The 26,964-nt window shown below is 46.9% G+C and carries 24 protein-coding genes; 11 read left to right on the top strand and 13 right to left on the bottom strand.

Annotated elements, in window-relative coordinates:
- Window positions 1-40: 40 nt before the first annotated feature.
- Window positions 41-1,198 (top strand): class I SAM-dependent rRNA methyltransferase, encoded by a 1,158-nt coding sequence (locus tag NZM01_00795; protein ID MCS6958574.1) that lies wholly within the window; start codon window positions 41-43, stop codon window positions 1,196-1,198.
- Here NZM01_00795 and NZM01_00790 read toward each other — a convergent pair.
- On the bottom strand, window positions 1,195-2,466 hold the full coding sequence (locus NZM01_00790) for a type IV pilus twitching motility protein PilT (GenBank protein ID MCS6958573.1): 1,272 nt from the start codon (window positions 2,464-2,466) through the stop codon (window positions 1,195-1,197). The two genes, NZM01_00795 and NZM01_00790, sit on opposite strands and share 4 nt — an antisense overlap.
- Before the next feature lie 113 nt (window positions 2,467-2,579).
- Here NZM01_00790 and map point away from each other — a divergent pair, with 113 nt between their 5' ends.
- Together map and NZM01_00780 are read left to right on the top strand one after the other, a co-directional pair.
- Window positions 2,580-3,437, top strand: a complete 858-nt coding sequence (map, locus tag NZM01_00785) for a type I methionyl aminopeptidase (protein ID MCS6958572.1) — start codon at window positions 2,580-2,582, stop codon at window positions 3,435-3,437.
- 53 nt (window positions 3,438-3,490) lie between these two features.
- Window positions 3,491-4,513: a class I SAM-dependent methyltransferase gene (locus tag NZM01_00780; GenBank protein ID MCS6958571.1), complete on the top strand. Its 1,023-nt coding sequence runs from the start codon at window positions 3,491-3,493 to the stop codon at window positions 4,511-4,513.
- Here NZM01_00780 and NZM01_00775 read toward each other — a convergent pair.
- Complete coding sequence (locus NZM01_00775; GenBank protein ID MCS6958570.1) at window positions 4,510-4,833, bottom strand: HU family DNA-binding protein; 324 nt, start codon at window positions 4,831-4,833, stop codon at window positions 4,510-4,512. The genes NZM01_00780 and NZM01_00775 overlap by 4 nt on opposite strands.
- A 281-nt stretch (window positions 4,834-5,114) precedes the next feature.
- A complete protein-coding gene (locus tag NZM01_00770; protein ID MCS6958569.1) occupies window positions 5,115-5,672 on the bottom strand; it encodes a DoxX family protein in 558 nt (185 codons plus the stop codon).
- Between the two features lie 186 nt (window positions 5,673-5,858).
- On the opposite strand from NZM01_00770, the gene NZM01_00765 reads away from it, so the two are divergent.
- Entirely contained in the window at window positions 5,859-6,950 is a 1,092-nt protein-coding gene (locus NZM01_00765) for a hypothetical protein (protein MCS6958568.1), read from the top strand.
- A 196-nt stretch (window positions 6,951-7,146) separates the two neighbouring features.
- Here the strand turns inward: NZM01_00765 and NZM01_00760 are convergent, their stop codons facing one another.
- The 3 genes from NZM01_00760 to NZM01_00750 form a co-directional block, all read right to left on the bottom strand.
- Window positions 7,147-7,410, bottom strand: a complete 264-nt coding sequence (locus NZM01_00760) for a hypothetical protein (protein ID MCS6958567.1) — start codon at window positions 7,408-7,410, stop codon at window positions 7,147-7,149.
- Window positions 7,411-7,465: 55 nt separating this feature from the next.
- Complete coding sequence (locus NZM01_00755; GenBank protein MCS6958566.1) at window positions 7,466-7,708, bottom strand: hypothetical protein; 243 nt, start codon at window positions 7,706-7,708, stop codon at window positions 7,466-7,468.
- 276 nt (window positions 7,709-7,984) lie between these two features.
- Window positions 7,985-10,027, bottom strand: coding sequence for an ExeM/NucH family extracellular endonuclease (locus tag NZM01_00750; protein ID MCS6958565.1), 2,043 nt, complete (start codon window positions 10,025-10,027; stop codon window positions 7,985-7,987).
- Window positions 10,028-10,300: 273 nt separating this feature from the next.
- On the opposite strand from NZM01_00750, the gene NZM01_00745 reads away from it, so the two are divergent.
- Together NZM01_00745 and NZM01_00740 are read left to right on the top strand one after the other, a co-directional pair.
- On the top strand, window positions 10,301-10,885 hold the full coding sequence (locus NZM01_00745) for a flavodoxin family protein (protein ID MCS6958564.1): 585 nt from the start codon (window positions 10,301-10,303) through the stop codon (window positions 10,883-10,885).
- Window positions 10,886-11,126: 241 nt separating this feature from the next.
- The gene (locus NZM01_00740; protein ID MCS6958563.1) at window positions 11,127-12,107 is read left to right on the top strand and encodes a DnaJ domain-containing protein; all 981 of its coding nucleotides are present in this window, start codon (window positions 11,127-11,129) and stop codon (window positions 12,105-12,107) included.
- Here the strand turns inward: NZM01_00740 and NZM01_00735 are convergent.
- The 5 genes from NZM01_00735 to NZM01_00715 form a co-directional block, all read right to left on the bottom strand.
- On the bottom strand, window positions 12,104-12,814 hold the full coding sequence (locus NZM01_00735) for a M23 family metallopeptidase (GenBank protein ID MCS6958562.1): 711 nt from the start codon (window positions 12,812-12,814) through the stop codon (window positions 12,104-12,106). The genes NZM01_00740 and NZM01_00735 overlap by 4 nt on opposite strands.
- A gap of 61 nt (window positions 12,815-12,875) precedes the next feature.
- The gene (priA, locus tag NZM01_00730; protein MCS6958561.1) at window positions 12,876-15,266 is read right to left on the bottom strand and encodes a primosomal protein N'; all 2,391 of its coding nucleotides are present in this window, start codon (window positions 15,264-15,266) and stop codon (window positions 12,876-12,878) included.
- Entirely contained in the window at window positions 15,251-16,222 is a 972-nt protein-coding gene (locus tag NZM01_00725; GenBank protein MCS6958560.1) for a hypothetical protein, read from the bottom strand. Before NZM01_00725 ends, priA begins: the two co-directional genes overlap by 16 nt.
- Window positions 16,219-17,235 carry an O-antigen ligase family protein gene (locus NZM01_00720; protein MCS6958559.1) on the bottom strand — a complete coding sequence of 339 codons (1,017 nt, stop codon included), beginning with the start codon at window positions 17,233-17,235 and terminating at the stop codon, window positions 16,219-16,221. The genes NZM01_00725 and NZM01_00720 overlap by 4 nt, the downstream gene beginning before the upstream one ends.
- A gap of 180 nt (window positions 17,236-17,415) precedes the next feature.
- Window positions 17,416-19,092 carry a hypothetical protein gene (locus NZM01_00715; GenBank protein ID MCS6958558.1) on the bottom strand — a complete coding sequence of 559 codons (1,677 nt, stop codon included), beginning with the start codon at window positions 19,090-19,092 and terminating at the stop codon, window positions 17,416-17,418.
- A 231-nt stretch (window positions 19,093-19,323) separates the two neighbouring features.
- Here NZM01_00715 and gshA point away from each other — a divergent pair, with 231 nt between their 5' ends.
- The 3 genes from gshA to NZM01_00700 are packed head-to-tail and all read left to right on the top strand — an operon-like array spanning window position 19,324 to window position 22,551.
- Window positions 19,324-20,445: a glutamate--cysteine ligase gene (gene gshA / locus NZM01_00710; protein ID MCS6958557.1), complete on the top strand. Its 1,122-nt coding sequence runs from the start codon at window positions 19,324-19,326 to the stop codon at window positions 20,443-20,445.
- Window positions 20,403-21,224: a nucleoside triphosphate pyrophosphohydrolase gene (mazG, locus tag NZM01_00705; GenBank protein ID MCS6958556.1), complete on the top strand. Its 822-nt coding sequence runs from the start codon at window positions 20,403-20,405 to the stop codon at window positions 21,222-21,224. The genes gshA and mazG overlap by 43 nt, the downstream gene beginning before the upstream one ends.
- Window positions 21,217-22,551 (top strand): dihydroorotase, encoded by a 1,335-nt coding sequence (locus tag NZM01_00700; protein ID MCS6958555.1) that lies wholly within the window; start codon window positions 21,217-21,219, stop codon window positions 22,549-22,551. Before mazG ends, NZM01_00700 begins: the two co-directional genes overlap by 8 nt.
- Here the strand turns inward: NZM01_00700 and NZM01_00695 are convergent.
- Window positions 22,521-23,726 (bottom strand): acetate kinase, encoded by a 1,206-nt coding sequence (locus NZM01_00695; protein MCS6958554.1) that lies wholly within the window; start codon window positions 23,724-23,726, stop codon window positions 22,521-22,523. The genes NZM01_00700 and NZM01_00695 overlap by 31 nt on opposite strands.
- 65 nt (window positions 23,727-23,791) lie before the next feature.
- Here NZM01_00695 and NZM01_00690 point away from each other — a divergent pair, with 65 nt between their 5' ends.
- On the top strand, window positions 23,792-24,235 hold the full coding sequence (locus NZM01_00690) for a hypothetical protein (protein ID MCS6958553.1): 444 nt from the start codon (window positions 23,792-23,794) through the stop codon (window positions 24,233-24,235).
- The gene (locus tag NZM01_00685; protein ID MCS6958552.1) at window positions 24,228-26,516 is read left to right on the top strand and encodes a ComEC/Rec2 family competence protein; all 2,289 of its coding nucleotides are present in this window, start codon (window positions 24,228-24,230) and stop codon (window positions 26,514-26,516) included. The genes NZM01_00690 and NZM01_00685 overlap by 8 nt, the downstream gene beginning before the upstream one ends.
- Here the strand turns inward: NZM01_00685 and NZM01_00680 are convergent.
- Window positions 26,513-26,818, bottom strand: a complete 306-nt coding sequence (locus NZM01_00680) for a hypothetical protein (protein ID MCS6958551.1) — start codon at window positions 26,816-26,818, stop codon at window positions 26,513-26,515. The genes NZM01_00685 and NZM01_00680 overlap by 4 nt on opposite strands.
- Window positions 26,819-26,964 lie beyond the last annotated feature (146 nt).

The raw sequence follows: 26,964 nt of genomic DNA, 5'->3' as shown, positions 1-26,964 counted from the left end.
TGGCAGAAGCGGTAAAGTCCTGTAATGTTGCATGGGTTCTATGACGGTTCCCTCTGTGACGGTGGCTCCTTCCCTCCGCGAAAGCCTCCAGCGGGGTCACCCTTGGGTCTATCGTAATCATGTTCAGGGGGAAGCTAGTTTCCCTACTGGTACCTGGGTTAGGGTCAAATGTGGTAGCTGGCAGGGGTTTGGACTGTGGGATGAATCTAGCCCCATTGCTCTGCGGATTTTCTCCACCCAGCAGGTACCCGATCGGCAGTGGCTGCACCGCCAAATTGCCGGGGCTTGGTTCCTCAGGGGTGAAATTAGGCAGCAGGCGACTACTGCCTATCGCTGGCTTTACGGTGAGGGGGATGGGCTACCGGGTATTACAGTGGATGTATATGACCGCTATGCTGTGCTCCAAACTTACACGGCAGGCTTTAGGACACTCCAAGCAGATATAGTGGCTATTTTGCCCCAAATTGCTCCTCTGCGGGGTATTCTCTGGCGCGACCACCACCATCCACCCCAACTGCTCTGGGGAGAACTACCCCCTCGGGATTTGCTGGTGACGGAGTACGGTATCAAGTTTTGTGTGGACTTAACGATCGGGCAGAAGACAGGTCTCTTTTTGGACCATAGGGAAAACCGCAGGTATGTGGAAGGTTTGAGTGGGGGGCGGACTGTACTGAATTGTTTTGCCTATACGGGGGGATTTTCCCTCTACGCCCTACGGGGGGGAGCTAAGCACGTTACCAGTGTTGATATAGGGAAGGGGTTAGAGACAGCCATCGCCCAAAATATACAGGTGAACGGACTGGATGCTAAGCGCCATGAATTTGTCGCTGCTGATTGTTTTAGTCTTCTCCCCCACCTGGTCAGCCAGGGCAGGCAATTTGACCTTGTTATACTTGACCCCCCCAGTTTTGCTAAAACTAAACAGCAACGCTTTGCCGCCCTGAGGGCTTATACCAAGTTGAACACGATCGCTTTGCAACTGGTAAAACCAGGGGGTTTTTTGGTCTCTGCGAGTTGCACCAGTCAAGTTAGCCCTGCTGATTTTCAAACTATACTGGCAGATGCCTGTGGTCAAGCCCAGGTTAGGGGAAAGATTATCCATGAGGCGGGTCAGCCCCTTGATCACCCTGTGCCCGTAGGCTTTGTGGAGGGGCGCTATCTCAAATTTGTCGTTTTGCAGGTCACCCCCCTTGCCTAGATGCGACCCCTGAGCATCTGTGCCATTTCGTTAGGTTTGGGGGAGTGCTCGATCGCTGTTTCCTCAGTAATTCTCCCCTCTTCGTAGAGGCGGAATAGGGATTGGTTCATAGAGCACATCCCATCGAAGGAGCTGCGGGGAATAATTGCTTCGATTTCATCTACTGCTCCCCGTTTGATATAGTCCCGCACTGCATCCGTGTTGACCATGATTTCGTGGGCAGCTGTCCGTTTGCCGTCGGTGGTCCGCACCAGGGTTTGGGCAATTACTGCCACGAGGGTTTCTGCCAGCTGGTCCCGCATCGGTCCCTGTTGGTCCGGTTCGTAGAGGTTGAGGATACGTTCGATCGTCTTAATCGCACTATTGGTGTGCAAGGTACCAAACACCAAGTGACCTGTTTGACCGGCTTTGAGGGCAGTATTGACCGTTTCACGGTCACGCATTTCCCCAATCAGAATCACATCTGGGTCTTCCCGCAGGGCAGCTTTGAGAGCATTGTCAAACTTGAGGGTATGGATACCCACCTCCCGCTGCTTCACGATCGATTTTTTGCTGACGTGGACAAATTCAATGGGGTCTTCAATGGAGATGATATTTTTGGGCATTTCCGTATTGATGAAGTCCACCATAGCTGCCAGGGTCGTGGATTTACCGGAACCTGTGGGACCCGTGACCAGGATCAAGCCCTTAGGGGTATAGCACAGTTCACGGAACACCTCCGGTGCTCCTAATTGGTCGAGGGTGAGAATTTTGAGGGGAATAATCCGAATTACCAGGGAGGGACCACGCAAAGAGTCAAACACATTCAAGCGACAGCGACAGTAGTCATACTGAAACGCCCCGTCATATTCCAGAGTATCGCGGAATTTCTGTAAAGCTTTTTCGTCCATTGCCTCCCGCAGCCAGGAATAGAAGGTTGGCTCATCGGGGATGGGGTACTTATCCTGAATGACAATCAAACCCCGATTGCGGAAGCGCACGTGTTCCCCTACACCCAAGTGGAGGTCAGAGCAACCTTGGTCATAGGCATCCCTTACTAGTTCGGCAAGAGTTGGTTGATTCGGTCCTTTGACAGCGACAGGCGTTTGGGGTGTGGGGGGACCGGAACGCACAGGCGCTTTAGGGGGTGGGGGGACAGGGGGCTTTACCTTCTTGACTGCACCAGGGGGAGGAGCAACTGTAGCACTGTTGTCAGTAGGTTTTGTCAGTTCACTGGTACGGGGAGCAGGCTTAGCCCCAGGGGGAGGAGGAATTGGTGGTAAGGACATAGCTATCTATCTCTCTCTAGTAAGGCACCTGTCTACAATGTAGCGAAAAATTGACCCACCCAGGACGGAATTAGGCTAAAACTATATTAGCTTTACATTGGTTTACCCTATACATGAATATTCTCAGTGCCCTGACCTCAGAATCTCCGACGCGATCGCGCAGGCAACAGAAAGAAGACCGCCCTACCGCTAGCAAAGGTATTGAAATCAAGTCCAAGCGGGAAATTGAGTTGATGCGGGAGTCAGCACGGATTGTTGCCACTGTCTTGCATGAGATTTCCCAGATGATGCAACCGGGAATGACTACCCAGGAAGTGGATGCCTACGCAGAAAAGCGCATTCGGGAGATGGGGGCAGTGCCTAGCTTCAAGGGCTACCACGGCTTCCCCGCTAGCATTTGTATCAGCATCAATAACGAAGTAGTGCATGGCATTCCCAGCCCCCGCCGTGTCCTCAAACCAGGGGATGTAGTTAAAGTAGACACGGGTGCCTACAAAAATGGCTTCCATGGCGACTCCTGTATTACGGTGGCTTTGCCCCCTGTCTCGGAGCGGGCAGCGCGGTTAATCAAGGTGGCAGAAGAAGCTCTCTATGTCGGTATTGCTCAGGTGCGGGCGGGTGCCTATCTGCTGGACTTGGGCACAGCGATCGAAGAATTTGTCAAATCCCACGGTTACTCGGTGGTGGAGGATTTTACCGGGCACGGCGTAGGGCGCAATCTCCACGAAGAGCCGGCGGTATTTAATTTCCGCACTCACAAGCTCCCTAATGTCAAGCTGCGGGCAGGGATGACCTTAGCTATTGAACCGATTATCAATGAAGGGTCACGCCATGTGCGTATCCTCAAAGATAGGTGGACGGCGGTGACGGTAGACAATCAACTCTCTGCCCAGTTTGAACACACCGTTTTGGTCACGGAAACAGGCTACGAAATCTTGACCGATCGTACACTTGTCACTTCCTCTGTCTAAGGGCGGCGGAGCTGCGGTATCATGCTCTCCACAGATTATTTTTGCTTGCCGCTATGGACATCCCCACCTGTGAAAAGCTTGCCCTCACCAAAGTCAAGAGCTTGACAGCGGCACGGGGGGAATTGGTCTTTCCCTGTGTCCCCCATCTAGCGGATCATTTTTTTCAACAAGTGCACAGTCTACTGCTAGCACTGGGACAAAACCTCAAGCCCCAGGAATTAGAGTCTCTCCGTTCCACCCTCCACCAGCGCATTCAAGAAGGGTTCCAGCAATCGCCCCATGCCCGTCTGAGCTTCCAGTATGAACCCCCTGACCCCACAGTTGGTCTTACTAGCGGTCTACGTATCCGTTTCAGTACCCAAATTCTAACCATAGAAGACAAGTACGCCCGTTGGGTAAAAACTCGCCAGGGTCCCCTCTTCGGTAGTCATCCCGATGCCAAGGTGATGGCAGTCGTCCAGGAACTAGGGCAACCACCCCTGCGTATTCTGGACGTAGGAGCTGGTACAGGACGGAATACCCTACCCCTTGCCCGCCTGGGACACCAGGTAACAGCGATCGAGTTAGCTCCCGTCTTTGTGCAAAAACTAACCGAGAGTGCTCAGGCAGAAGGACTAACGATCGAGGTGCAATTAGCAGACATCTTAAAAACCCCCTTGCCCGCTAACACCTACGACCTAATCATAGTGGTGGAAGTAATTTCCCACTTCCGCTCCCTCTCCCAGGTTCGCCAACTCTTGGAAAACAGTAGCCAAGCCCTCAAACCGGGTGGCAAGATTTTGTTCAGCACTTTTTTGACGATAGATAACTTTGTACCCACTCCTATGATGCGGGAAGTAGCAGAGGTTGCCTGGTCGTTTTTGGTCACCCCAGGGGAGTTGCAGGAGTGCTTGGCGGGGTTACCCCTAGCAATTGAGAGTAATGAATCTGCCTACGACTATGAGCGCACCTTTTTGCCACCAGCAGCTTGGCCCCCTACCAAATGGTTTATCAATTGGGCAACGGGTAGGGATGTTTTCCCCACCACCGCTGAGCCCCCTATGTCCTTGCGCTGGATTCTAGCCCGTCGCCTTTAGGACTCCTTCTTTTCCTTTGCCAGAATCTGTTTGATTTCCTCAATATTGTTAGCAACCAACTCCTTGAAGGACTTGCCAGCGGAGAAAGCAGGGACAACAGTTTCAGGAATCTTCATTGCTTCCTTGGTCTTGGGATTGCGCCCGTCCCGCTCCTTGCGCACCCTGGGTTCAAAGGAACCAAACCCCACTAGGGTCACCTTTTGCCCAGATGTGACTGCATCCATGATGATCTGCATCGTCGCTGTCAATATCTTGTCTACTGTATTCTTGTTTTCCTTGGTACTCTTGGAAATAGCGTCTACCAGTTCACCCTTGTTCATAATTTCTCCTCATGGTAATTGACCGTAGCCATCGGTACTATGTAAAGAAATTTGACATAATCCTGATGGCGACTTGTTTCTAACCAACTATTCTAATAGGAACACCCCATTTGTAAATAGGGTGAAGCCAGAACTTACCAGGATTTCAGGAAATTTTTTCTCTGCTTTTGCTAACTGCCCTAAAGATGATAAGTAATTATACTTACAGTTAGAGATAGTTGCCTACTACGAAAAAATAACCCCCACCCCAACGGATGGGAGTTCAAACTGGAGGGCTAATTCTAGCGAGTTAGGTAGGAACCCCAGCCCTTTCTTTCCTGCGGTTCTGCCCTAGTGGGTGTCGCTGGTGCCTCTGCTAGGGACGTTTCTAGTGATTTTACCTGTTCCTTGGTCATAAGTTCGGCAATGAGGGCATCGATGGAAAATTTACCAGCCCCGATCACTGTTAAAAACAGAAAACAGGCGGCATAGACCATCGACAGCTCTAAATAGGGAATACTAAAGCCAGCCACTAGGACATGGTGATACATGGCAACAAACATTGTCGCCGCCAACCCCAGAGCTGCAGGCCGTGTAGCTAAACCAATCATCACTAGGGGTGCACCGATCGTTTCTGTCGTTGCTGCCACATAGGCAAAGAAGATGGGGAATGGCAATCCAATTGCTTCCACGTAGGCTTCTGCAAACCCAGGGATATCAGCAAATTTGTCCAGACCGTTGTGGATCATGGCAAATCCACAGACAACACGAAAGATTGTCCAAGCCAACTGAGTCAGGCTACCTTGGAGATCAGCGGGCAAAAAGACCAGACGAAGAACATTTTGGATAGGGGTGATCATGGCAGTTTGTACTATTGTTAAGGAATATTAGACAAATCACTTTCGATTATCTTTACAAACTTTAACATAATTCCATGCCCCAGTCAGGACTTGCCCCATAGGTTATACCGATCGGCATAAGGCAAAAGGGGGAGAGGGGGGAGCAGTGATTGATTAAAATTTGTAGGAGAAGGAGAGGGCAGGGGGATGAGCTGGGCAGTATTTTCCTTGGGGCTAGGGCTTGGTCTTGGCGTAGGTTTACTATTCAGTCGGCGTTACTCCAGCAGTAGTGTTAGTGCTAGGTTAAGTCCTTTTTTGGAAGAGCGAGTGGCTTTCGTGGTAGAGAATAAGTTGGAGGAATTTTACAGTAGGATAGCTGACGCTTTGCGCCAAGAGCTGTACGTAAATAGAATCAGCCCTGCAGAGCAGCAAAGGAGCAGGGGAGAGAACTTTGAGTATCTGTCAATGGGAAGTGCGTCCTCTGGGGAAGAAAGTACAGAACAAATTGCGATTAATGACACAACTAGGTTAGAGGGATTTTTAGGCAGGAGAAATATAGCGATTAAACATATCCCACCAATCAATCATATCACAACAGATAAGGATATTGTCCTTGATGATATAGCAATATTTATGGGGGACAGATACCCCGCTATCCAGAAACTATACGATCGGATTAAATCCAGCATGAATTTAGGTCATTCTGTTTCCCTTTGTCTGAAAGATGAACCCCAATCCCACATATCTGCTATGTGTCAGATGAGCCAGTCCTTGCACGAGATTGCCTTTTTAGAGGAATACAGATACCAAAAATCTCCTAAGTATATTTTATCAGTAAAGCCCAGTCGTATTCCTGAAGCCCTGAATTTTTTTGCTGGCAAATGGCTAGAAAGGTATATGAAGGCAAAGTTTATCAGGTTAGTTAAGGATCAATTAGGCACAGAAAGATATTCCTTTTTGATGAACCCACAAATAATTTTGCCAAATGGCGATGATTTTGAACTAGATTTACTATTAGAAATTGACCAAAAAGTATACTGGTTTGAGGGCAAGACAGGTAATTATCAAAAGCACATAGATAAGTATGCCCGTATGCTGCCTATCCTTGGTTTGGATACAGACCATGCTTTTATGTTACTCCCTGATGTCAATACAGATACCGCTCGCACTCTTAAGGATATTTTTCATCTGACGGTACTTAATCTCAATGATTTTCAAGATACCCTGACCCGAATTGTCACAATTCACAGTCCTCACCAGTTAAGTAGTACGGAAACAGGCGACGATTCAAGTATATAGTTCTCTCAATCTACTGGTTGATAACTATTACTGTCAAAGTAACTAGGATTTCTGCTGGTGAACACTAACGCAAGCATTGAAGACTTCTATCTCTGCTTCTAGGTTGTTCATTGTGACTACAAGCCTAATTTCTACGTTTTTGCTATTGGTTCGCACTGTGGCTATCTCAGCCTAGACAGCACTGGCATATGTTTGTTTAATTCAAGCCGCTGTTGCCTAGCAAGCGCTCTAGTAGGAGTTTGATCTGTCCCTGCATTACCCCGATCGTTTCGTCATAACGTCTGAGATGTTCTTCATGTCTTTCGACAATCTGGCGTAGAAGCTGAATTTCTTCTGCTTGTTGTTGTACGATCGTTGTCAACAGTTCTTGGTTGGATGCTAGTTCGCGTTGTGTCTGTGCCATGTACTGGATCAGTAGTTCGATGTTGTTAATCCTCGCTCCCAGATTTTCTTCTGCCATTGATTTTTCCCCTCAGTAGCTGTACTTCACATCCTAACACAGCACAGATTCATGTTTAGTTTAAGCCACTGTTGCCGAGTAAGCGCTCTAGTAGAAGTTTAATCTGTCCCTGCATTACCCCGATCGTTTCATCATGTCTCTGTAGAATTTGTCGTAGAAGCTGGATTTCTTCTGCTTGTTGTTGCACGATCGTTGTCAACAGTTCTTGGTTGGATGCCAGTTCGCGTTGTGTCTGTGCCATGTATTGGATTAGTAGTTCGATGTTGTTAATCCTTGCTCCCAGATTTTCTTCTGCCATTAATTTTTCCCCTCAGTAGCGACACATCACATCCTAACACGGCACAAATACTATGCCCAACTCAAGTCACTGTTACCCAGCAGGTGCTCCCGTAGAAGTTTAATCTGTCTCTGCATTATAAACTTGTAGATGTTCTTCATGATTTTCAACAATTGTTGTAAAAACTAGATTTTTCTGCCTGTTGTTGCATGGGTTTATCTTGGCGTTGCAGAATAGTTGTCAACAGTTCTTGGTCAGATACCAGTTCTCGTTGTGTCTATACCATGTACTGGATCATTATTGCCCAGGATTGGCTAGGTTCAAGCCTATCAGCAAAGGATCGTGGTCAGAAGAGCGGAAGGGCGTATTGGGATTAAACAGGTCAGGAGTATTACCCCCAGCTCCATTCTTGAACTCCAAGTTGTAATCCAGGAAACGAGGTTCATCAGCGTTGATATGCCATGCCTTTGCCCCTGTAGCTTGGGCTGCCAAGGAGGGACTGGCCAGAGCATGATCCAGCCGACCCGCCTGCCCTTGAAACACGAAAGAGTAGAGAGCTCTACCACCACTGAACCGACCAAGTAAATCCACATAACCATTGGCACGGAATAAATCGATCGGGTCTTCCTCACCGTAGGAATTCAGGTCACCAATCACCAAGACATCAGGATCACCGCTAGTAGGAATAACAACATTGTTGATGAAGTTAATGACTGCCTGAGCCTGTAATCGCCGCTGGAAGTTAAAAGCTCCTTGACCATCCAGTTTATCTGCGTTATCCCCTGTCCCTGTCCCACCCTTAGACTTGAAGTGATTGACAACAGCAGTAAAGACAGCTCTATTACGATTTAGCTGGAAAGTTTGCGCCAGAGGTGCCCGACCCAAACCAGCGAAAGAGGGATCATTGGTAGTCAGAGGTGCACCAATTGGTGTAACAACCTTGGGCTTGTAGATAAGGGCTACTTTGATAGCATCATCTCCCCCTGCTACAGCTGTGTAGTTTGCTGGTTCCACAATGAAGGCATAGACATTACTGCCCAACTTAGAGTTGACGGCATTGACCAAGTCAGCAATAGCCGTGATGCCGTTGTTCTCTACTTCCATCAGTCCCAGAATGTCAGCATCCAGTTGAGCAATGGCAGTTGCCAATTTCTGGCGCTGGCGATTGAACTCGGTAATGTTGTTAGCACCCCGCGGCTCAAGGTTGCTGTTGGGACCCGTTTTGTTGACACCATCATTCAGAGTAGTAAAGTAGTTGAGGATGTTGAAGCTACCAACTTTGACATTGGCATTACCCACGTTTGGTGGACTGGTGGGACGAGGATTAGCATCAACAAAAGTAACTGTACCTGTAGGTTGTAGGCGATAACTACCGAACCTTTGATCCAATACTCCCGTCAAGCCTGTAACTGTGTCACCTACTCGGCGAGTATTTTGGCTGTTGAGGTAGGGGACGGTAGCTGGATTTTGCATTCTGAAACCGTCATCAAGCATAATTGCCCGCCGATCGTTTAGGCTTTGTTGGGCAGTTACAGCGGCTACGTTGCTATTGCCAGTAAAACTGGTACCCGATGCTGGGTTGTCATTGGGGTCGATAAATTCTGTTGGTTGAAAACGACGACCATTAGCCGATAACTGCAATTCCCCAAACCGTGCCAAATTAAACACCTCTGATACAGTCAGTGTCTGAGGGAATGTTACTCGCATCCCTTCGAATCGCTCTAGGTTATTGATATTAGTAACAGGTAAGGTGACAGAGGCAGGTGTGGGTAAAGTGTTATTGGTGCTTAATATAGTGACATTGGTAACGGAAGCCAGTTGGGTAATTGTATTAGGAGCAGTGCCAAACTCAGCGACTGTACCTGTGACTTGTACTTTATCTCCGACATTGACAGGGGTACTGGAGAAAACTTGAATGCCCTCAGAAGTCAAGGGATTAGTGTCAACATCTTCTTCTTGGACAAAGAAGCCGCCAATTTGCCCTGTAGCTTGAAAGTCACCAACTACAATCCCCTCGATCGTGACCACATGACCTACAAGAGGACTAGTTAGACCCATACCTTGAATGGTGTGAATTTTAGTAATCTTTGGGCTGGGAGGAGGAGAAGCGGAGAAACTAAAGTAGTCGTTACCAGCATTATTGTTTCTGATCCACCGTGACCAGAGAGTATCACTAGAATTCCAAGTGAGATTGACTGTGCTACCACGACGGCTTACTGAAACTGTAGTATTTCCATATACTGTTGCACCAGCTCTACCTGTCACAGGGTTGTCCCAGTTAAAAACTTCCCCTAGGAGCTGTCCATGTAGGCACAGAAGTAATGCTACTACCAAAGTCATTCTCAAACACTGTTAGTTGTTGCGATCTATTACCACCATTGTGCCATTGTTCAGCATTGAAGCTAATACCACTGCCAGAAACAAGTAAGTACCACCTGTACCTAGTCTCCCCCAGGACAGGATCGCTACTGCTAGAAGCACCATGGCTGTAAATGCAATTGGCAGTGGTATGCCTCCTCAGGTCTCGGACTCTAAATGATAAAATAAAATTTAGTTAGTATTAGAGCAGACAAGTGCTTTACAATTACGGGCAGCCTTTGGTAAAGCTATGGTATGTTTAAGACAGCAATTGTTTATTTTTCGGGCACAGGGCACACCCACCTGATGGCAGAAGCAGTAGCGGAGGGAGTCAAGCAAGTAGAAAATTCCACAGCTCAGTTGATGCGGATCAAGGGGGAGCAGATTCAGAACGGACGGTTTCAAGATGAAGATTTTCTAACCGAGTTAGACACAGTTCATGCCATAGTATTTGGCTCACCAACCTACATGGGAGGAGTGGCAGCCCAGTTCAAAGCCTTTGCCGATGCCGCTAGCTCTCGCTGGTTCCAGCAGAAGTGGAAAAACAAGATTGCGGGAGGATTCACCCATTCTGCAGGTTTAAGTGGTGATAAACAGGGTACTTTGTTATATCTAGTCATCAATGCAGCCCAACACGGTATGATTTGGGTAGGGAACAGTGAATTAACTAATCCTGAAACAGGAGTGAATCGTCTTGGTTCCTATCTAGGCGTGATGGGACAGTCAGACTTAGATTTTTCAGGAAAACCACCTCAGATTACAGAAGGGGATCGATTGACTGCTATTCTGTATGGCAGACGAATTGCCGAAGCAGTGCAGAAATTTACTCAAGTTGTTTAATGCTCCTTTGTTAAGGTTTGATCAACTCTTCTCCCTTGTGATGGGATAGTTACACAGAATTTCAACTACCGTTCAACAGATTTATACTCTAACTCTTGACCCAATTTAAGTTCACTCATCGAGTGAGAAGAGATACCCCAAACTGGCTAGGGGGATTAACTTTCTTAGATAACAGGTGCCAGACCAATAATCCGAAGTTTGGTGGTATACTATTACTTACTGGTTTCTTCCTGAACGTGTAATGCACACCGCACTACAAATTAGTAGGTCTATGAAGATTGAGCGGGGGATTGCCCAGCAGGGTCTTGACGATCATTACGCTGTTTTGGGGGTACCAATCACTGCAACACCTTTACAGGTACGCGATCGCTATTTGACGATTGCTAAGAAACTACACCCCGACGTATCCAATCTTAGCCCTGAAGAAAGGGAGGTAGGAAACCGCTACTTTGCCCGTATGGTTAACCCTGCTTACTTTGCTCTCAACAAAGCTAGGGAGCGAGCAGAGTACTCCAACGTGATGAAGCTGGTGGCAAAGCGCATGATCAAGCGGGCACAGAAAGTAGTGGTGTATTCAGACGTAGCCAAGGCGTTAGTCAAATCGCCTACCCAAGAGAACTATGAGAAAGCTGTACGGATGGTTGCTGCTGTACAGTATCAGAAGATAGGGCGGATATTAGACCACGCAGGGGACATCAGTGAGCTAAACCTAGTATATCTCCTAGCCAAGGAGGGGTGCACTCATCTAATTGAGCGGGGGGATGATCAGACAAAATTACAGACCCCCTCCCCTCAACAACAGTGGCAAACTGTGAAAAGTAAAAGCGATGACACCAAAATCCAACCTCCAGAAACACGGATACAAAAAGCAATTCCTGCCCCTGCAGCTCCCATCAATCGGGGTGGTTTCGCTATGCATATGCAGACAGCAGAAGTAGCGATTAAAAGGAAGGAGTGGGCAATTGCCCTCAAGGAGCTAAAACAAGCCCTAAAGCTGAATAATCGTGACAGTCGTTGCCATGCTTTGCTGGGTCTAGTGTATCTCAATCAAAAATTGCCTGCTATGGCGAAAGCTAGTTTTGAGGAAGCTCTCAAGTGCAATCCCAGGGAACCGATCGCCCTAGAATATCTACCTCAGGTTTCCCGTATCAAGGAGGCAAAATCCCAGGAACAGAAGAAAAATATGCCAGGCTGGCTCAGTTGGTTAAGGGGCGGGAATTAAGACTTACGGGCTAAGTAGGTTTCCAGGCGAGCAAGAGCAGCAATTAGAGCAGGTGTAGGGTCTTTAACTACCCACTGTTCTCCTTCTTTTTCCCAGAGTTCGAAATGGAGGTGTGGTCCAGTAGAAAGACCTGTACTACCAACCAGCCCGATCGGTTGTCCTTGGCTTACTGTTTGTCCTGGTTCCACCAGGATGTGGGAGAGGTGACCATAGCGGGTTTCACGGTTACCGTTGTCGTGGGCAATGACTACAGCAAAACCAAGTCCTCCCAACCAACCAGCAATTTCCACTGTGCCTTCCCAAGCCGCTAGGACTGGGGTACCCGCTGGCGCAGCAATGTCTGTACCCTGGTGGAAACGTTCTTCCCCCGTAATGGGATGGATACGATAACCAAACACAGAACTAATCCAACCAGGAATCGGTAAAGGAAACTGCATTCCCCCTGGTACCTTGAATTCCCTGATTTCTTGGGGCGAGAGGGAACGAACAGCTACCTGCACAGAGGGGACATAAATATTTTCGTAGGTATAGGTAGGTGGCGGCACAGGTTCAAGAATTTGCTCCCCCCGCACGATCGTCGGCTCGCTGTAGTCGTTGGTTTCAATGATCACTTCTGTAGGTGGGACATAGCTCTCCTCTACCGTAGCAGCTGGGGCACACCATAGGGGCAACACCAGGGGTAACAATAATCCTGCCCGCCACACCATAGTCCTCCTCCAACACCAACTAGTTCATACTCAAGTATTTTACCTATACTCTGCACTACAGCTACAGAATGTGTAGGGGGTCAACATCAACTGTAATTCTGATATTTTTGTCTTTGACTTGATGGCGTAATTCTGACCAGGTGGGAAATGAAGTCGGAGAAGAGAAAGGACGCTTTAACATAATTTGCCACCGATAGCGATTTGCTACCCGTGGAATTTGGGCAGGGCTTGGTCCCAGCAGCTCCCAAGAATTAGGCTTGTACAAATATTCTGCTAATTTAGCAGCAATTCTTTCTACCCGATCGGGTTCTGTACTACTCAGATGAATGACCGCTATTTGGCACTGAGGGGGGTAGTTAAAAGACAGACGCTGTTGTATTTCTTCTGTCATGTAAGATCGATAGTCATAGCTGACAACTGCTTGTATAACAGGGCTGTCAGGGTTATAGGTCTGGATGATGACATTACCTGGGTCTTCGCCTCTACCTGCTCTGCCTGCCACTTGCAAAAGTAACTGCATTGCTCTTTCCCCTGCTCTAAAGTCAGATAGATACAGCAAGCTATCAGAAGCTAGAACGCCCACCAAAGTAACTTGAGGAATATCTAAACCCTTTGTTACCATCTGAGTTCCCACTAGGAGATCAGCTTCTCCTTGTTGAAATTTTGTCAACAGGTAGCGATGTTGGTCTTTATTCCTCGTGGTATCACTATCAAATCTTATTACGCGGAGAGTGGGAAACAGTTTTGTCAATTCCTCCATTATTTTTTGTGTACCAGTACCAAAATAGCGAAAGGCTTGAGAACCACATTGTGGGCATTCTTCGGTCTGATTTTGGCGATAGTTACAATAGTGACAGATCAACTGACCACGGGGAAATTCACTGTTTAAGTGATAGGACAAAGACACATCACAGTGGGGGCACATGACCACATAACCACAATTGCGACAGCTGACAAAAGTGCTATGACCCCGTCGAGGCACGAATAGGATTCCCTGTTTACCATTCCCTTGCATAGTCTGAATTTCTGTTTGTAACAAACGGCTAAAAACCGATCGGTTACCTGCACTAAATTCCTGTCGCATATCCACAATTTTTATGGGTGGTAATGGACGATGGTCAATTCTGTAGGGTAGCTGCAGAACGACTAAATCAGAGCGATGGAGAGTTTCGGCGCAGGGGGTTGCTGAACCCAAAATTAAAGGACAGTTTTCTTTCTGACTACGCCATTGGGCAATTGTGCGGGCGTGGTAACAGGGTTGGGGTTGGTCTTGTTTGAAACTGGGGTCATGCTCCTCATCCAAAATGATCATACCCAAATTAATTAGCGGCAGAAAAATTGCTGACCTAGTGCCAATGACAACCCTAGGTTCACCTACTAACAAATAGCGCCAGGTATCAAATCTCTCGCCATCCGACAGTTGACTGTGATAAATTAACACTTGTTCATTACCAAACCGTTGACAAAACCGATCGGTTAGTTGGGGAGTCAAGCCAATTTCTGGTACTAGGACAAGAGCAGATTTTCCCATTGCCAGAACCTTAGCTATGGCTTGTAAATAGACTTCCGTTTTCCCTGAACCCGTTACCCCCTCCAGCAAGATTGTTTGAGCTTGTTCCAGATAGGAACAGATTTTGTTTAAAGCTAGTTGTTGAGCTTCGTTTAACTGTTTAGGCTGGTCTCTATCTTGGTTAATTGAGTAAGCGAATCGCAACACATCTCTTTCTTCTATACTAATGTAACCTAGTTTTGCCAGTCGATTGATCATATTATCACTGGTTTGGGCAACTTTAATTAACTCAGTCTTTTTGACTTCTCCCCCTAATCTTTGTAAAACATGCATCACTTCAGCTTGTCTAGTAGTTAAGGTTACATCGGGCAACTTGAGCAGAGTAACAATTAATTCTGTACATGGTCTGATTTTTTCAGGTAGGGTTGGCAATACCTTAACTAACCGTTTTCTCTTGAGTTCATCTAATCCCTTAACCGCATGGTTAGATAATTTCTGCTGCAGATAACGCTTACTAACTCCCTGCGGGTATGACTTTAGAAAATAAAAAACTTGCAGAGCATTCTCTGAAAGGTTATCTTGTGCTACATTAGCAGTTAAGAGAACCCGATCGGATGGTGTTTGTAGTAGTTTAGGAGGCAGAGCAACACGTAATGTTTGCAACAGGGGAGTACAGTAATATTCGCTAGTAAATCGCAGCATTTCCCAATAGGAATCAGGAAGGATTGATGTGCTAACACAATCAACAATCGGTTTTAGGTTGGCTAGAGTTAAGTTTTCTGCTGCAGTTAATTCCATAACCAGACCGTTAACAAATCTCCTACCTAAAGGTACAGTAACAATATCACCAATATCGATCGCTAGATCATCAGGTATGGAGTAGCTGAGTAAATCTTCAATTCCAGGATAATTTACTAGAACTTGTGCTATTTTTGTTGCCATAGCTTTGCTGGTAGCGGGTTAATTTTATCCTGTACATTAAATTCTACATAATCATAACCTGTTAGACCACAAGCCCGATCGATGTGACAAGCTCTCGCCAATTCATATACACCCCACCTAGCAATTATCCCCTCCAATGTGCCCGTTAGTACTACTGGTAAGTTACTCTGCTGTGCTAATTCTATACCCTGCTGTGCTGATAATAGTCCTCCCCACAACATTGGTTTAATTACTACCATATCACAACAATTGTACTCGATCGCTTGTGTTAGTTCCTCACTACAAGTAACTGCTTCATCAATAGCTATGGGTATGGGACTGCTTGGCTTAACCATGGCTAGTTCTGTTATGGCCTTCACAGGCTGCTCAATGTAGGAAATGTCAAGCTTTGATAGGGAGTGAAGATTGTTTATTGCTTCTTTTACTGTCCAAGCACCGTTAGCATCTAGGTGAATTTTTATGTTCTGTCCTGCTATCTGTCGCACTACTTTGACACGATCAATGTCTTCGCTTATGTCAGGGCTACCGACTTTAATTTTGATAGTAGTGAAAGAACAATCAATTAGTTTCTTTGTCATTTCTTCAGCTTCTGCTGGCTTAACCCTCGGTATTAAACCATTTATGTCAACGTCTATTATCGGTTGATTTGGATAGGAAAGTAACTCTCCTAAAGTTCTGTCTTGTTGATTCGCTAGATGATGTAGAAGTGCTTGTTCTACCCCGCATTTAACATAGTTACCACAGGTCATGCTGCAGCTAAAATTCTTTACCTCAACTACAGAAATGTCAACGATCGGCTCTAATGCTTGTTGCCAGTATTCTAGCTCCTCATAAATCATTTTTTGGGTAGTAGTATGCATGTCCAATGGGGCAATTTCCCCCCAACCTGTAGCAATATTGACCAGGAAAACCAAACGATCGTTTGTCAGTCTTACAGGGTAGTAATTTAATCTCACGTTGTTAAAACTCCCATCAATAGCCAAAATAACAAACTGATACGCGGCTCATATAGTGTAATGTCCAATATACACGATAACAGGTAGAGTCCTATGCTACAGCGAAACATAAATCTTAAAGGTGATTCTTCCACCTTGGGCAATAGAGGCAATAATACTGATGTCAAAAATAGTAATAATCCAATTAAACCGCTGCCAGTAGCAATTGATAGATATAAATTGTGTTCATGGGGTAATCCCATCAAGTCTTTACCTTGGGTTGCTGCTACTACAGGAAAGTTGCGTAAGCCCCAACCTATAATCGGTCTTTGGGCAATTAAGTCTAGAGCAATCTGCCAGGCATTCCACCGACTAGCAGTTGAAAAGAAATCAGTTCTATTGGGGTCAAATGTACTAGCTAACCGCTCAATTAACCTACTAGGAAATAGCACTCTCAAACCCTCAGCAAAAGGTAGCCAAACTGCAGCAATCAATGCAATTGCTACACCTAGAATTACTATGACACCAAGCCAGAAACGATAGTAAAGACAAAGAGTTACAAATCCTACAATTGCCACCCCCCAAGCATTGCGTGAACCACTGAAATATAGGCAAATTAAACTGATTGGGAGAGCAACTAAACTAAGCCACTTATCCCTACCTCTGGCGTGCCTGATAAAGTAAGCCATTAAGGGAATAACCATCACTAAAAAGATTGCCAGTTCATTGAAGTGACCAAATAGGGAGAGAATCCTACCATCAGGACTCTTACCTAACGGAATAATATAGCTGGAAAACAAACGGGGTAGCTGTAGGTCAGGTCGATTAAATACCACCTGGAATAAGCCAAATAAACTGATAGGAATGCTGCTGATTACTAAATTTCTAGCTATTACTGTTTGCCTTTCCTCTCTCTTAGCTAAATAACTAACCACTACAGCAAATATCATAAATGGGATAAAATCCAGTAACCCCAACAGAGCAGTTAGACGATCGGGGGAAAAAAGGGCAGTAACTACAAACCATCCCGCCAAAACACACCAAACTCCATGGGCAGACTTTTCTACATGGTATAGTTCTGGCTTTCGACAGTAAATTACCATTCCTACCAATGCCCAAACACAAGATAAAACATTGTTTAGTGGTAGGAGCAAACAAATAATTTCTAACCAAACATTCAAGAATGATACAGCTGACATTAAGGTATTAATTATTTAATCATCCTTGGCAGTGAAAATAGGACCATCGAGAGACAGAAGATTTGGCTCTGATAACCAACCCTGACAACCTAGACGAAAAATACCCCCATTAGATAATTCCACGTTCAGTGTTTCAGTCTTCCTGCTCTTAACTAGAGGACTAGGGCTAATTGAATAGCTAACACCACCACTTTGTGGACTAATGTCTATATCACAATCTTTGCTAGCTTGATTACTTACTCTCATAGCAAACGAGGTTTTTAACTGCGTCTTAGACATATTAATGGTCTCATCTGTAACTGTAACTTCAACTATATCAACAGGGTTACTTCCTTTCGGGTCTCCCTCTCCAACTGTTACTTGCATTCTGGGAAACCATGTCGCAGCAGCGTAACCCATACCAATTAAAATTACAATTCCGTAAACGACTAGTAATCGGAATGGTTTCGGTGCAGTAATACTCTCAGCCCCACTACTCTCCTTCATGGAGGTCACTGCTCCTGCTACAATTAACCCTGTTAACCAGCCCAAAAACTCAATCCAAAGAATAATGAATCCAAAACCAAAGAATATCAAATAGAGCACCAATAATACTAAAGCTGCTGCAGTTCTAATTCCCTGATTTCCTAAGATACTGCCAACACCTGAAGCAATACCTGCAATCGCGGCAATCCAACCAAAGGGAGTAAGTGCTGCTGCTGTTCCCCACAAAAACCACCCGATCGCTCCAATTAGCAAACTACCACCTGCCATAAATACCAACTCATCAGGGGTAAAACGCTGCGCCCTCTTAGATACAACTTGCCTGCTAGACCGACTAGAAGTAGTAGCTGCACTACCCGATCGTTTACTAATAGTAGCAGTAGGGGCAATAGATTCAGGGGATGGCTCTAAGGTTTTATGTTTTTCCTGTTCTTGTTCTACTAGTTTCTCAAACAGGGCATTGACTTCCTCCATTGTTTTTTCGGGATTGTAACAGTAGCGACTCAACCAGATAGCTTGCGATCGGAACTCATCATCTTTAAGCTTCTTCAATTCCTCAAACCAACTCCGCAATTCTTTAGGGACAGAAACCAGTGATGTCTTGTCAGGGTTCTTGAAAAAGTCTTCTAAAACAGGGGCTAATTCTAGTTTTACTCTCTCACTCAGTTCATGGAAGAATTTGATGTGCTCAGCAACCTTTTGGGCAGGAGCTGGTAGTTCAGCTTTAACTAAGGCTTTGTTGCGAGTAAAACAAAAGTCTGAGAGCTGAGGTGGACTGACAACGATCGGTTCTGACTCTTTTATCTCTTCTTTGATGGGAGTAGGTGTTGGTTTTTCCTTGCGCTTTGGTTTATTAGGGGAAACTACCTGCGTCGGAACTGGTTTCTCTTCTGCTTGCAATACCGTTAGTTCTTCCTCGGCAGCTGTCGGTTTAGATACACCTGCTTTTTTGACTTTGACAATTTTATCCCAGTCAGGTTCTTCTTGCCCTAAAATACGGGAATAGAAGATTAATCGCTGAGGTGCTGGTACTTTTAGGTCTTGTAGTAATTTAACTGTCTGCTTAGTCATTTGATTATATTCTAGGTGATCGGCAGCTGGTCGATTGAATACCACTACTAAATCATCATCCTGCCACACTACCTGAATTTGTAACCCAGAAATACCGAAAAATTTCTCTAACTTAGCGGCAATTTCCATCTCATCCATACCCTACAGCCCCCAGGTGGATATAGCCATACCCTAGCACTATCAGTAATGCCTGTCAAGACAAGGTTGTGGTATCAAGTTATAAAAATAAGCTAAAGAAGTGGCTATATTTCTATCTGGATCAATGCTGGCAAAACAAATAATCTGCAAGGGAGGGGGGAAAATTAAATAATTCTTGGTATTTGGGCAATTTGTGGGAGATAATAGACCCGATCGGTCGGTTGAGGTCTGGTGTTACTAACAAAAGGGTTTGAGGTAGAAGTCTACACAGGTACGCCCCAGGGACAGGTGGTGGGTTTCTCCAGTTTGATTGTCAGTCGTTTGCCTGGGTTTGTACGGGAGCCTGATAATCGCAACGTGGAGTACACTACCCCCCCCCTAGGACGCTATGAACAGCTCTTACCAGCTTTGGTAATGCCTAGGCAACAGTTGCGGCAGTTTTTGGCGACCCAGGGGGATTACACTCTCCTTCCTGGTAGTACGATGGCTTTGGGGGGAAGTGACCACTTCGAACGATCGGACCCACAAAATCCTTATCACTCCTATATCGAACAGACCTACGGTACCAATGTCGTCACCACTAGTATTCACATCAACGTAGGGATTGAGGATGGGGAAACCTTGATGCGGGCAATAAGGGTGGTGCGGATGGAAGCAGCTTTATATTTGGCTTTGAGTGCATCTTCACCTTTTTTGGATAGCCAAGTGACGGGGTTTCATTCCACCCGTTGGCAAATTTTTCCCAAAACTCCTGCCTATGTGCCTTTGTTTACCAGCCACAACCATTTCATTAACTGGACGGAAGAACAACTGCGCCTGGGTACGATGCAAAATGTCCGCCATCTCTGGTGTGCCGTGCGCCCAAATGGCAATAGAAGACCCTACGACCTCAATCGTTTGGAATTACGAATCACGGATTTGGTGTCTGACCCGATCGCTCTCCTGGCTATTACGGCTCTGTTGGAAATGCGGCTGTGGATGGTGCTAACTAATGTTCATCTCGATCCCCTGGGTGGGAAATTTACACCGACAGAATTGATCGCTATTGCTGATGAAAACGAGAGGGCAGCAGCTCGATCGAGTTTGGCGGCGGAATTAGTGCACTGGGAAAGGGGAGGTAAAATCAGAGCCGAGGACTGGATTAGAGAGTTGTATGAACAGGTTTATCCTCTAGCCTGCGATCGGGGGGTAAATTGCTTTCTGTCACCGCTCTTGCAGATTTTGCACAAGGGCAATGAGGCACAAAGATGGCTACAGGCGTATCAGGCAGGGAAATCGACAACAGCGATTATGACGGAGGCAGTAGCAGCATGGACACAACAAGACCAGGAATTGGCACAGATGTTACTTTAGCGGCTTTAGGAGAGTTAATCACCATCGTGGCGCAATTACGTCATCCCCAAACAGGTTGCCCCTGGGATTTAGCCCAAACGCCCCAAACTTTGATGCCCTACATTGTTGAGGAGGCTTATGAAACGGTGGATGCTTTGCGATCGGGAGATAGTCGTGCCATTTGTGAAGAACTAGGCGATTTGTTATTGCAGGTGGTGTTACAGGCGCAGATTGCCCAGGAGAGGGGAGAGTTTTCCCTAACAGATGTGGCTAGGGGTATCAGTGAAAAATTGGTGCGCCGTCATCCCCATGTCTTTGGTAATTTGCAGGTAAATAATACAGCAGAAGTGACCGCAAACTGGGAAAAGATTAAAGATGAGGAAAACCAGCATCCACCCCTGAGTGAAAAGCTAAAGAAATATCAGCGCAGTTTACCGCCTCTGGAAGCAACTATGAAAATTTCTGGGAAGGTGGCAGCGCTGGGATTTGACTGGGAAAATATTGAGGGAGTCTGGGCTAAGTATGCCGAAGAAATGGAGGAATTTCGCCACGCTTTAGCAACAGAAAATCCCGATCGGCAGTCGGAAGAACTAGGAGATGTACTTTTTACTCTGTTACAGATCGCCCGCTGGTACAAGTTAGACCCCACGGCAGCGCTGATGGGTACAAATCAGAGGTTTATCGATCGGTGGTGTTTGTTAGAGAAACAGGCCCCCAAGCCGTTGCAGGAATGCACTTTAGCTGAGCTGGAACAACTGTGGCAAAATGCCAAAGAACAGCTGAGACAGAAAAATGGTTGACAGCATTGCTGAAGTAAGTGGCTATTACCCGCAAGCTATGGTGCTCACCGATCGCTCGGTGTTGTTGGCAAATGTTTTACTACAAAGTGAGACAAGCTCTGGTTCGACAAGCTCTGGTTCGACAAGCTCACCAGGCAGGGATGCGACCGTAGGACTGAGTTTATCGAAGTCAAGCTCTGGTTCGACAAGCTCTGGTTCGACAAGCTCACCAGGCAGGATATTAGTTAATCCTGGGAATTTACCAGGGGGAGTTGTGCAAAGGGAGCCTAATTCTTTGGTGGTTGTACCTGCTTTGGTTGACCTATTTAGTCGTAGTGGAGAACCAGGTTTTGAGGTAAGGGAAACTTTAGCTAGTCTGCAAAAATGCGCTCAGGGTGGTGGTTTTGGTCGAGTGGCTGTGATGCCCTATCAAGGAATTACTCATGTATCTGCTGTTGATTACTTTCTTAGTTATGTGCCCCATCCGTTTCTTTTGTGGGGTTCTCTCTACCACAGGGAAAATTTATGCGAGTACGCTGACCTACTGGAAAAAGTAGTAGGATTTGCTTATCCTGAACCGATCGGGAATTTACTACTCCTACGTCGGGCTTTGGAATATCTGGCTCCCTATCAAAAACCTGTGTTACTCGTGCCATTGCAAGCTCAATTAGCAGAAGGGGTGGTGAGGGAAGGTTTGCATGCCCTTAAATTGGGTTTAGGGGGTACACCAGATATAGCAGAAACGATCGCTGTTTTCAGCGTGTTAGAATTAGTGCGGTTAACTCGTTGCCCTGTACATTTGTTGGGCGTAAGTTGTCGGGGGAGTATCGCTCTTTTAGAACAGGCAAAAAATGAACATTTACCAATTACAGCTAGTGTGCTATGGACACATTTGATTTGGCATACGGGTCACCTTGATTCTTTTAGTCCCCATCTCCGTTTGTTACCTCCTTTACCCCATCCCCCAGACCAAGAGGAACTGATCAGAGCGGTTAAAAATGGCACGATCGATGCTATCGCTATTAACCACTACCCCTACACCTACGAGGAAACCATGCTCCCGATAGAAGTAGCACCATCAGGCACGATCGGTTTACAATTCGCCTTTCCTTTGTTGTGGCAGCAATTAGTGACCACTAAGAAATTAACTCCCCTAGAATTGCTACAAGCCCTGCGCATAAAGCCCTGTCAAATTTTAGGAATTACACCCCCCGATGGCATATTTGCTCTAGTCCCCGACTGCTCCTGGCAACTCAACAGCAAAACCTCCCTTTCTTTAGCACAAAATACTATTCTGTGGGGGCAAGAAATTAAGGGCTATACCACTCCCTTAACTACAAATTCATAACAAGCCTGAGCGATCGCCCAATCCTCCTGGGTGGGAATAACTAACACTTTGACCTTACTGTCAGCAGCAGAAATATCAACAGGACAGGGTCGACTTTGATTCCGATCGGGGTTAACCTTAATGCCAAAAAATTCCCAATTGGCACAGACATCTGCCCGCACTTTATAGCTGTTTTCGCCAATTCCTGCTGTAAATACAAGGGCATCCAATCCTCCCAAATCTGCCATGAGAGAACCGATCGCTCCCCGCAGGCGATGAATAAATATGTCATAAGCCAGTTTAGCTCGATCGTTATTTTCTACACTTAAAATTGCCCGCAAGTCATTACTAACTCCCGATACACCCAGTAAGCCCGATTCACGGTTGAGCAAACGATCGAGGTCCTCGGCAGTCATCCCCTCCCGTAGTAAGTAAATGAGAATACCAGGGTCAATATCTCCCGATCGTGTGCCCATCATCACCCCTGCTAACGGCGTAAAGCCCATCGTGGTATTGACACTAATTCCGCCTCGTACTGCCGTCAGAGAGCAACCATTACCCAAATGGCAGGTAATTAACCGCAGGTCAGCCAAGTCCCGCTGTAGAAATTTCGCTGCCTCCCCCGCCACGTACTGGTGACTGATGCCATGAAAACCATAGCGATAAATCCCCTGTGCAAAATAGCGATAGGGGAGGGGGTAAACCTTGGCAGGCAAAGGCATCTGACTATGGAAAGCTGTATCAAACACTGCTACCTGGGGCACCTGGGGCAACACCTGCTCCACTAATTCAATTCCTGCCAAATTAGCAGGATTATGGACAGGAGCAAATTTACTCATCTCTCTAATCGCCGCCTTCACTTGCTCATCGATCACAACTGGCTGCTGATAGACTCGACCCCCATGGACAACTCGATGCCCCACAACCCTGATTTCCTCTGCCCGCTCGAGTACCCGTCTTTCCCCCTGCCAAATTGTCCCTAAAAAATCCTGCAGTACAGAAGCGCGATCGGGAGCAGGTAGCTGCTGTTCCCATTTACCTTGATTAGTTTTTACCGTTACTACTGCTTGCCCCAGTTCTTTTGTCCAGTCCACTACACCTTGCCAGCAGGGGGTAGGGTCAGGTAGCTGGTACAGACAGGCTTTGTGACTACTAGAGCCAGCATTCATCACCAAAATCTTTACGGGCTTGCCCATGGGGATTGAACCTCTTGTCTAAGGTACTCTTTGCTACTAGGCTAAAGGAAAGCGTTGGCAAAACTATGCTCACATCAGTTCAGTTTACCCCTACTTCCACTCTGGAGTCATTGCCATCCTTCGCCTTTGAAGTAGATGGTGCGACTACCCAAGGGCGCGCCGTTGTGGAGAGATTTGCTAATAACCCTGAATTACCTGGTGTCTTGATTACCTTGGACAGCGTGCCCACTGCCGTGATTTCCCGCTTTCGCTTTGACTCCTTTATGAATCGCGCCTACAGCAAGGAGATTTATTCTAAACGTCCCCTTACGGTTCTCCTGGAAACTGTCAAGGCAGGGGTGCTGATTTTTCCCTCCTCTACTCTCATCAAAGAAGCCACACTAGAGGCTCTCAAACGGGAAGAGGAACTATTCTTTGACCCCATAGTTGTGCAACTGGGCGATGGTAGCCGCAAACTCGTGGATGTAAGAGAACTGCTGAGGGCTACCTTCCAAGCTCTCAATGGATGACCTAGCGTTTTTAGGTCTCACAGTAGCCTTTCTTGTGGGCATCCTCGCCAGTGGGGTCACCAGCCTAGAAGCGGGGCTTTGTTTGTTGCTGCTGGGGGTAGTCCTACCGATCGTGCTGCTGCGCCTACAGGAGAAGAACTTCAAGCCCTGGGTATGGCTCTTGTTTGTCCTGGTGGGAGTGGGAGCCTATTTCTACGCTAATTGGCGAGCCCCCCGTCCTGTGCCCAATGATGTAGCAAGCAAAGCACCAATCCAGCGAGCGGTCCTAACTGGCAAAGTTTTAGACACTCCTCGTCTTACCCGCAGTGGCAAAGCCCGCTTTACATTACAGGCGGAAACTCTCACCCTCCCTCAGGCAAAACAGGGGGAATTAGTCGGGGGGAAGTTATACACAACCGTTTCTGTCCTACAAGTCACTGGTGTCCGTCCGGGGCAGGTGGTTAAAATCCAGGGCAATTTGTACAAACCCAACGCACCCAAGAACCCCCATCAGTTCGACTTTCGCCAATTTTTACAACGGCAGGGTATATTCGCGGGTTTAGCGGGGCGTAACCTCCAAATAGTGCAACCACCTCCCTGGGGACTATGGCAAATTCGCGATCGTATGACCAAAGCCCACGTGTGGGGAGCAGGGATGCCAGAAGGCGTCCTTCTCAGCTCGTTGGTGTTAGGTAGCCGCGCGGTCGACTTACCCCCTCAAGTAAAAGATGATTTTGTTAAGGTAGGACTAGCCCATGCCCTGGCAGCTTCAGGGTTCCACGTCTCGATCGTTTTAGCCTTCGTCCTGGTTTTGTGTCAAGGGTTACCACCGCTCCCGCGTTTCCTTGTGGGTACGGGGGGTTTACTAGGGTATTTAGCGTTGACGGGGATCAGTCCTTCCATCCTGCGAGCAGTGGTGATGGGGATTGGTTTAATGACAGGGGAACTACTCGATCGGAAAAGTCGCCCCCTCAGTGGCCTAGCCCTGGCTGCTGTCTTGCTTCTGCTTTACAACCCTCTATGGCTATGGGATTTGGGGTTTCAGTTTAGCTTTTTAGCTACCCTGGGACTCCAGACTACAGCCACAAGCATTAGCAATAGGACTTTACAGAATTTGCCCCCCTTGTTAGCCAGTAGTATTGCTGTCCCCATTGCTGCTTTTGTCTGGACCTTGCCCTTGCAACTGTATGGCATTGGCGCATTCAGTGCTTATTCTTTGCTGGCCAATCTCCTAGCCTCTCCCCTATTTGTGGTCCTGATTTTGGGGGGAATTGTGAGTGGGATTGGGGGTGTAATTTATGTGCCCGCGGGAGCCGTACTAGCTTGGTTCCTCAAACCCATAGCAATCTTGGTAATGCAAATTGTCACAGTAGTGGGGAATCTACCAGGCAGTTTTAGGACAACAGGCACGATCGCTCTTTGGCAAATGACCTTAGCCTACGGTTTGATTATTCTAGTCTGGCTTTCTCCCTGGTGGCAGAGACAACAGCAGGTCTGGGAAATGAAGTTTCCCCGTTGGCTAATGGCGGGTTTGCTAGTGGCAGCAGTCCTGTTTATCCCCCAAGTTTGGCAACGCAGTCGTTTATTCCAGGCAATAGTATTTGATTCGGGGTCTGCTCCCGTGATGTTAATTCAGTCCCAGGGTAAAAACATCCTCATCAACACAGGTAACCGCTCCCACGCATCCTTGAATTTGGTCAGCTTTATGCAGAAGCAGGGCATAACCCGCTTAGATTGGGGCATTGCTACCCACAGCACCCCCGATGTAAGTGATGGTTGGCATGTCCTCCTTGATAAGGGTGTCAAGATTGAGCAGTTTGCTAGCATGCAGGACTTAAGTATGTCCCAAACCTATCGTCAATTGATTGCCGACCTTAACCGCGCTGGGATCACCCCCCAAAGCCTCGAACCAGGTAAGGTCATCACTCTTGATGACAAGGTCACGATCGAAGTAATCCAGTCGAACCCACCCGCTTTGGTCCTGACGATCGGAGACAATCGCTGGCTATTTATTGGCAATATGACTCTGCAGCAACAGCGGCAACTCCTAGAGCAGGGGGAGAAGATCAGAGCCACCGTCCTCTGGTGGTCAGGGGGAGAACTTTTACCAGAGTTAGTCAAGCAAGCAGGAATCACTACACTAGTTGCCTCCACTAACAGACTCCTTCCCCCTACCACTGCTAAGTTAGAAGAACTGAATATAACCACCTTCACTACAGGGAGAGAAGGAGCGATCGGTTGGAGTGATGATAGTGAAGTCAATCCCCTCTCCGAGCTAGATGAGAGGGGTACAGCTCTCTAGTCAATAAAGCCCATAAGGGTGTAGGAGTCTTCTGAGGTATTGGGAGCCACAGGGCGATTGCCGTAGTAAATTTCACTGATCTTTAAGCTGGTTGCCAGAACAGGACGATTCCCACCAATATACTCCACTATCTGCAAGTTGGCAGATGCCACAGGGCGATCGGAACCAGCAATGTGGTAAACATTCGCTATTTGCAGACCATTTGCCCCGATCGGGCGGTTACCTGGTAGTTTGGTAGAAGGTTTGAGGGCTGCTTCTTTTTCCTCCACCTTAACAATTCCTGCAGTCTCTGCTTCGCTCATAGCATCTCCCCTTAACTTTTCTTTCCATGTTACTCCTAAAATAGCACAGCTACCCATTAGAAATCCCAATAAGCACGATCAGTGTTATTTATTTTTCCTACTCCTTTCCCCGACCCAACGCAGCCGTAGTCCCAAAACACACCAAC

Source organism: Pseudanabaenaceae cyanobacterium SKYG29, assembly GCA_025055675.1.
GTDB lineage: Bacteria > Cyanobacteriota > Cyanobacteriia > Pseudanabaenales > Pseudanabaenaceae > M5B4.
This window is presented reverse-complemented; position numbering and strand designations above follow the sequence as displayed.

Coding starts and splice junctions, on each gene's coding strand:
- NZM01_00745 (MCS6958564.1), top strand. CDS start 10,301: ATGTTTAAGACAGCAATTGTTTATTTTTCGGGCACAGGGCACACCCAC.
- NZM01_00680 (MCS6958551.1), bottom strand. CDS start 26,818: ATGAGCGAAGCAGAGACTGCAGGAATTGTTAAGGTGGAGGAAAAAGAA.
- NZM01_00750 (MCS6958565.1), bottom strand. CDS start 10,027: ATGACTTTGGTAGTAGCATTACTTCTGTGCCTACATGGACAGCTCCTA.
- NZM01_00765 (MCS6958568.1), top strand. CDS start 5,859: ATGAGCTGGGCAGTATTTTCCTTGGGGCTAGGGCTTGGTCTTGGCGTA.
- map (MCS6958572.1), top strand. CDS start 2,580: ATGAATATTCTCAGTGCCCTGACCTCAGAATCTCCGACGCGATCGCGC.
- priA (MCS6958561.1), bottom strand. CDS start 15,266: ATGGCAACAAAAATAGCACAAGTTCTAGTAAATTATCCTGGAATTGAA.
- NZM01_00760 (MCS6958567.1), bottom strand. CDS start 7,410: ATGGCAGAAGAAAATCTGGGAGCGAGGATTAACAACATCGAACTACTG.
- NZM01_00690 (MCS6958553.1), top strand. CDS start 23,792: ATGCTCACATCAGTTCAGTTTACCCCTACTTCCACTCTGGAGTCATTG.
- NZM01_00755 (MCS6958566.1), bottom strand. CDS start 7,708: ATGGCAGAAGAAAATCTGGGAGCAAGGATTAACAACATCGAACTACTA.
- NZM01_00700 (MCS6958555.1), top strand. CDS start 21,217: ATGGTTGACAGCATTGCTGAAGTAAGTGGCTATTACCCGCAAGCTATG.
- NZM01_00715 (MCS6958558.1), bottom strand. CDS start 19,092: ATGGATGAGATGGAAATTGCCGCTAAGTTAGAGAAATTTTTCGGTATT.
- mazG (MCS6958556.1), top strand. CDS start 20,403: ATGGACACAACAAGACCAGGAATTGGCACAGATGTTACTTTAGCGGCT.
- NZM01_00795 (MCS6958574.1), top strand. CDS start 41: ATGACGGTTCCCTCTGTGACGGTGGCTCCTTCCCTCCGCGAAAGCCTC.
- NZM01_00770 (MCS6958569.1), bottom strand. CDS start 5,672: ATGATCACCCCTATCCAAAATGTTCTTCGTCTGGTCTTTTTGCCCGCT.
- NZM01_00735 (MCS6958562.1), bottom strand. CDS start 12,814: ATGGTGTGGCGGGCAGGATTATTGTTACCCCTGGTGTTGCCCCTATGG.
- NZM01_00775 (MCS6958570.1), bottom strand. CDS start 4,833: ATGAACAAGGGTGAACTGGTAGACGCTATTTCCAAGAGTACCAAGGAA.
- NZM01_00695 (MCS6958554.1), bottom strand. CDS start 23,726: ATGGGCAAGCCCGTAAAGATTTTGGTGATGAATGCTGGCTCTAGTAGT.
- NZM01_00740 (MCS6958563.1), top strand. CDS start 11,127: ATGCACACCGCACTACAAATTAGTAGGTCTATGAAGATTGAGCGGGGG.
- NZM01_00780 (MCS6958571.1), top strand. CDS start 3,491: ATGGACATCCCCACCTGTGAAAAGCTTGCCCTCACCAAAGTCAAGAGC.
- NZM01_00790 (MCS6958573.1), bottom strand. CDS start 2,466: ATGTCCTTACCACCAATTCCTCCTCCCCCTGGGGCTAAGCCTGCTCCC.
- NZM01_00685 (MCS6958552.1), top strand. CDS start 24,228: ATGGATGACCTAGCGTTTTTAGGTCTCACAGTAGCCTTTCTTGTGGGC.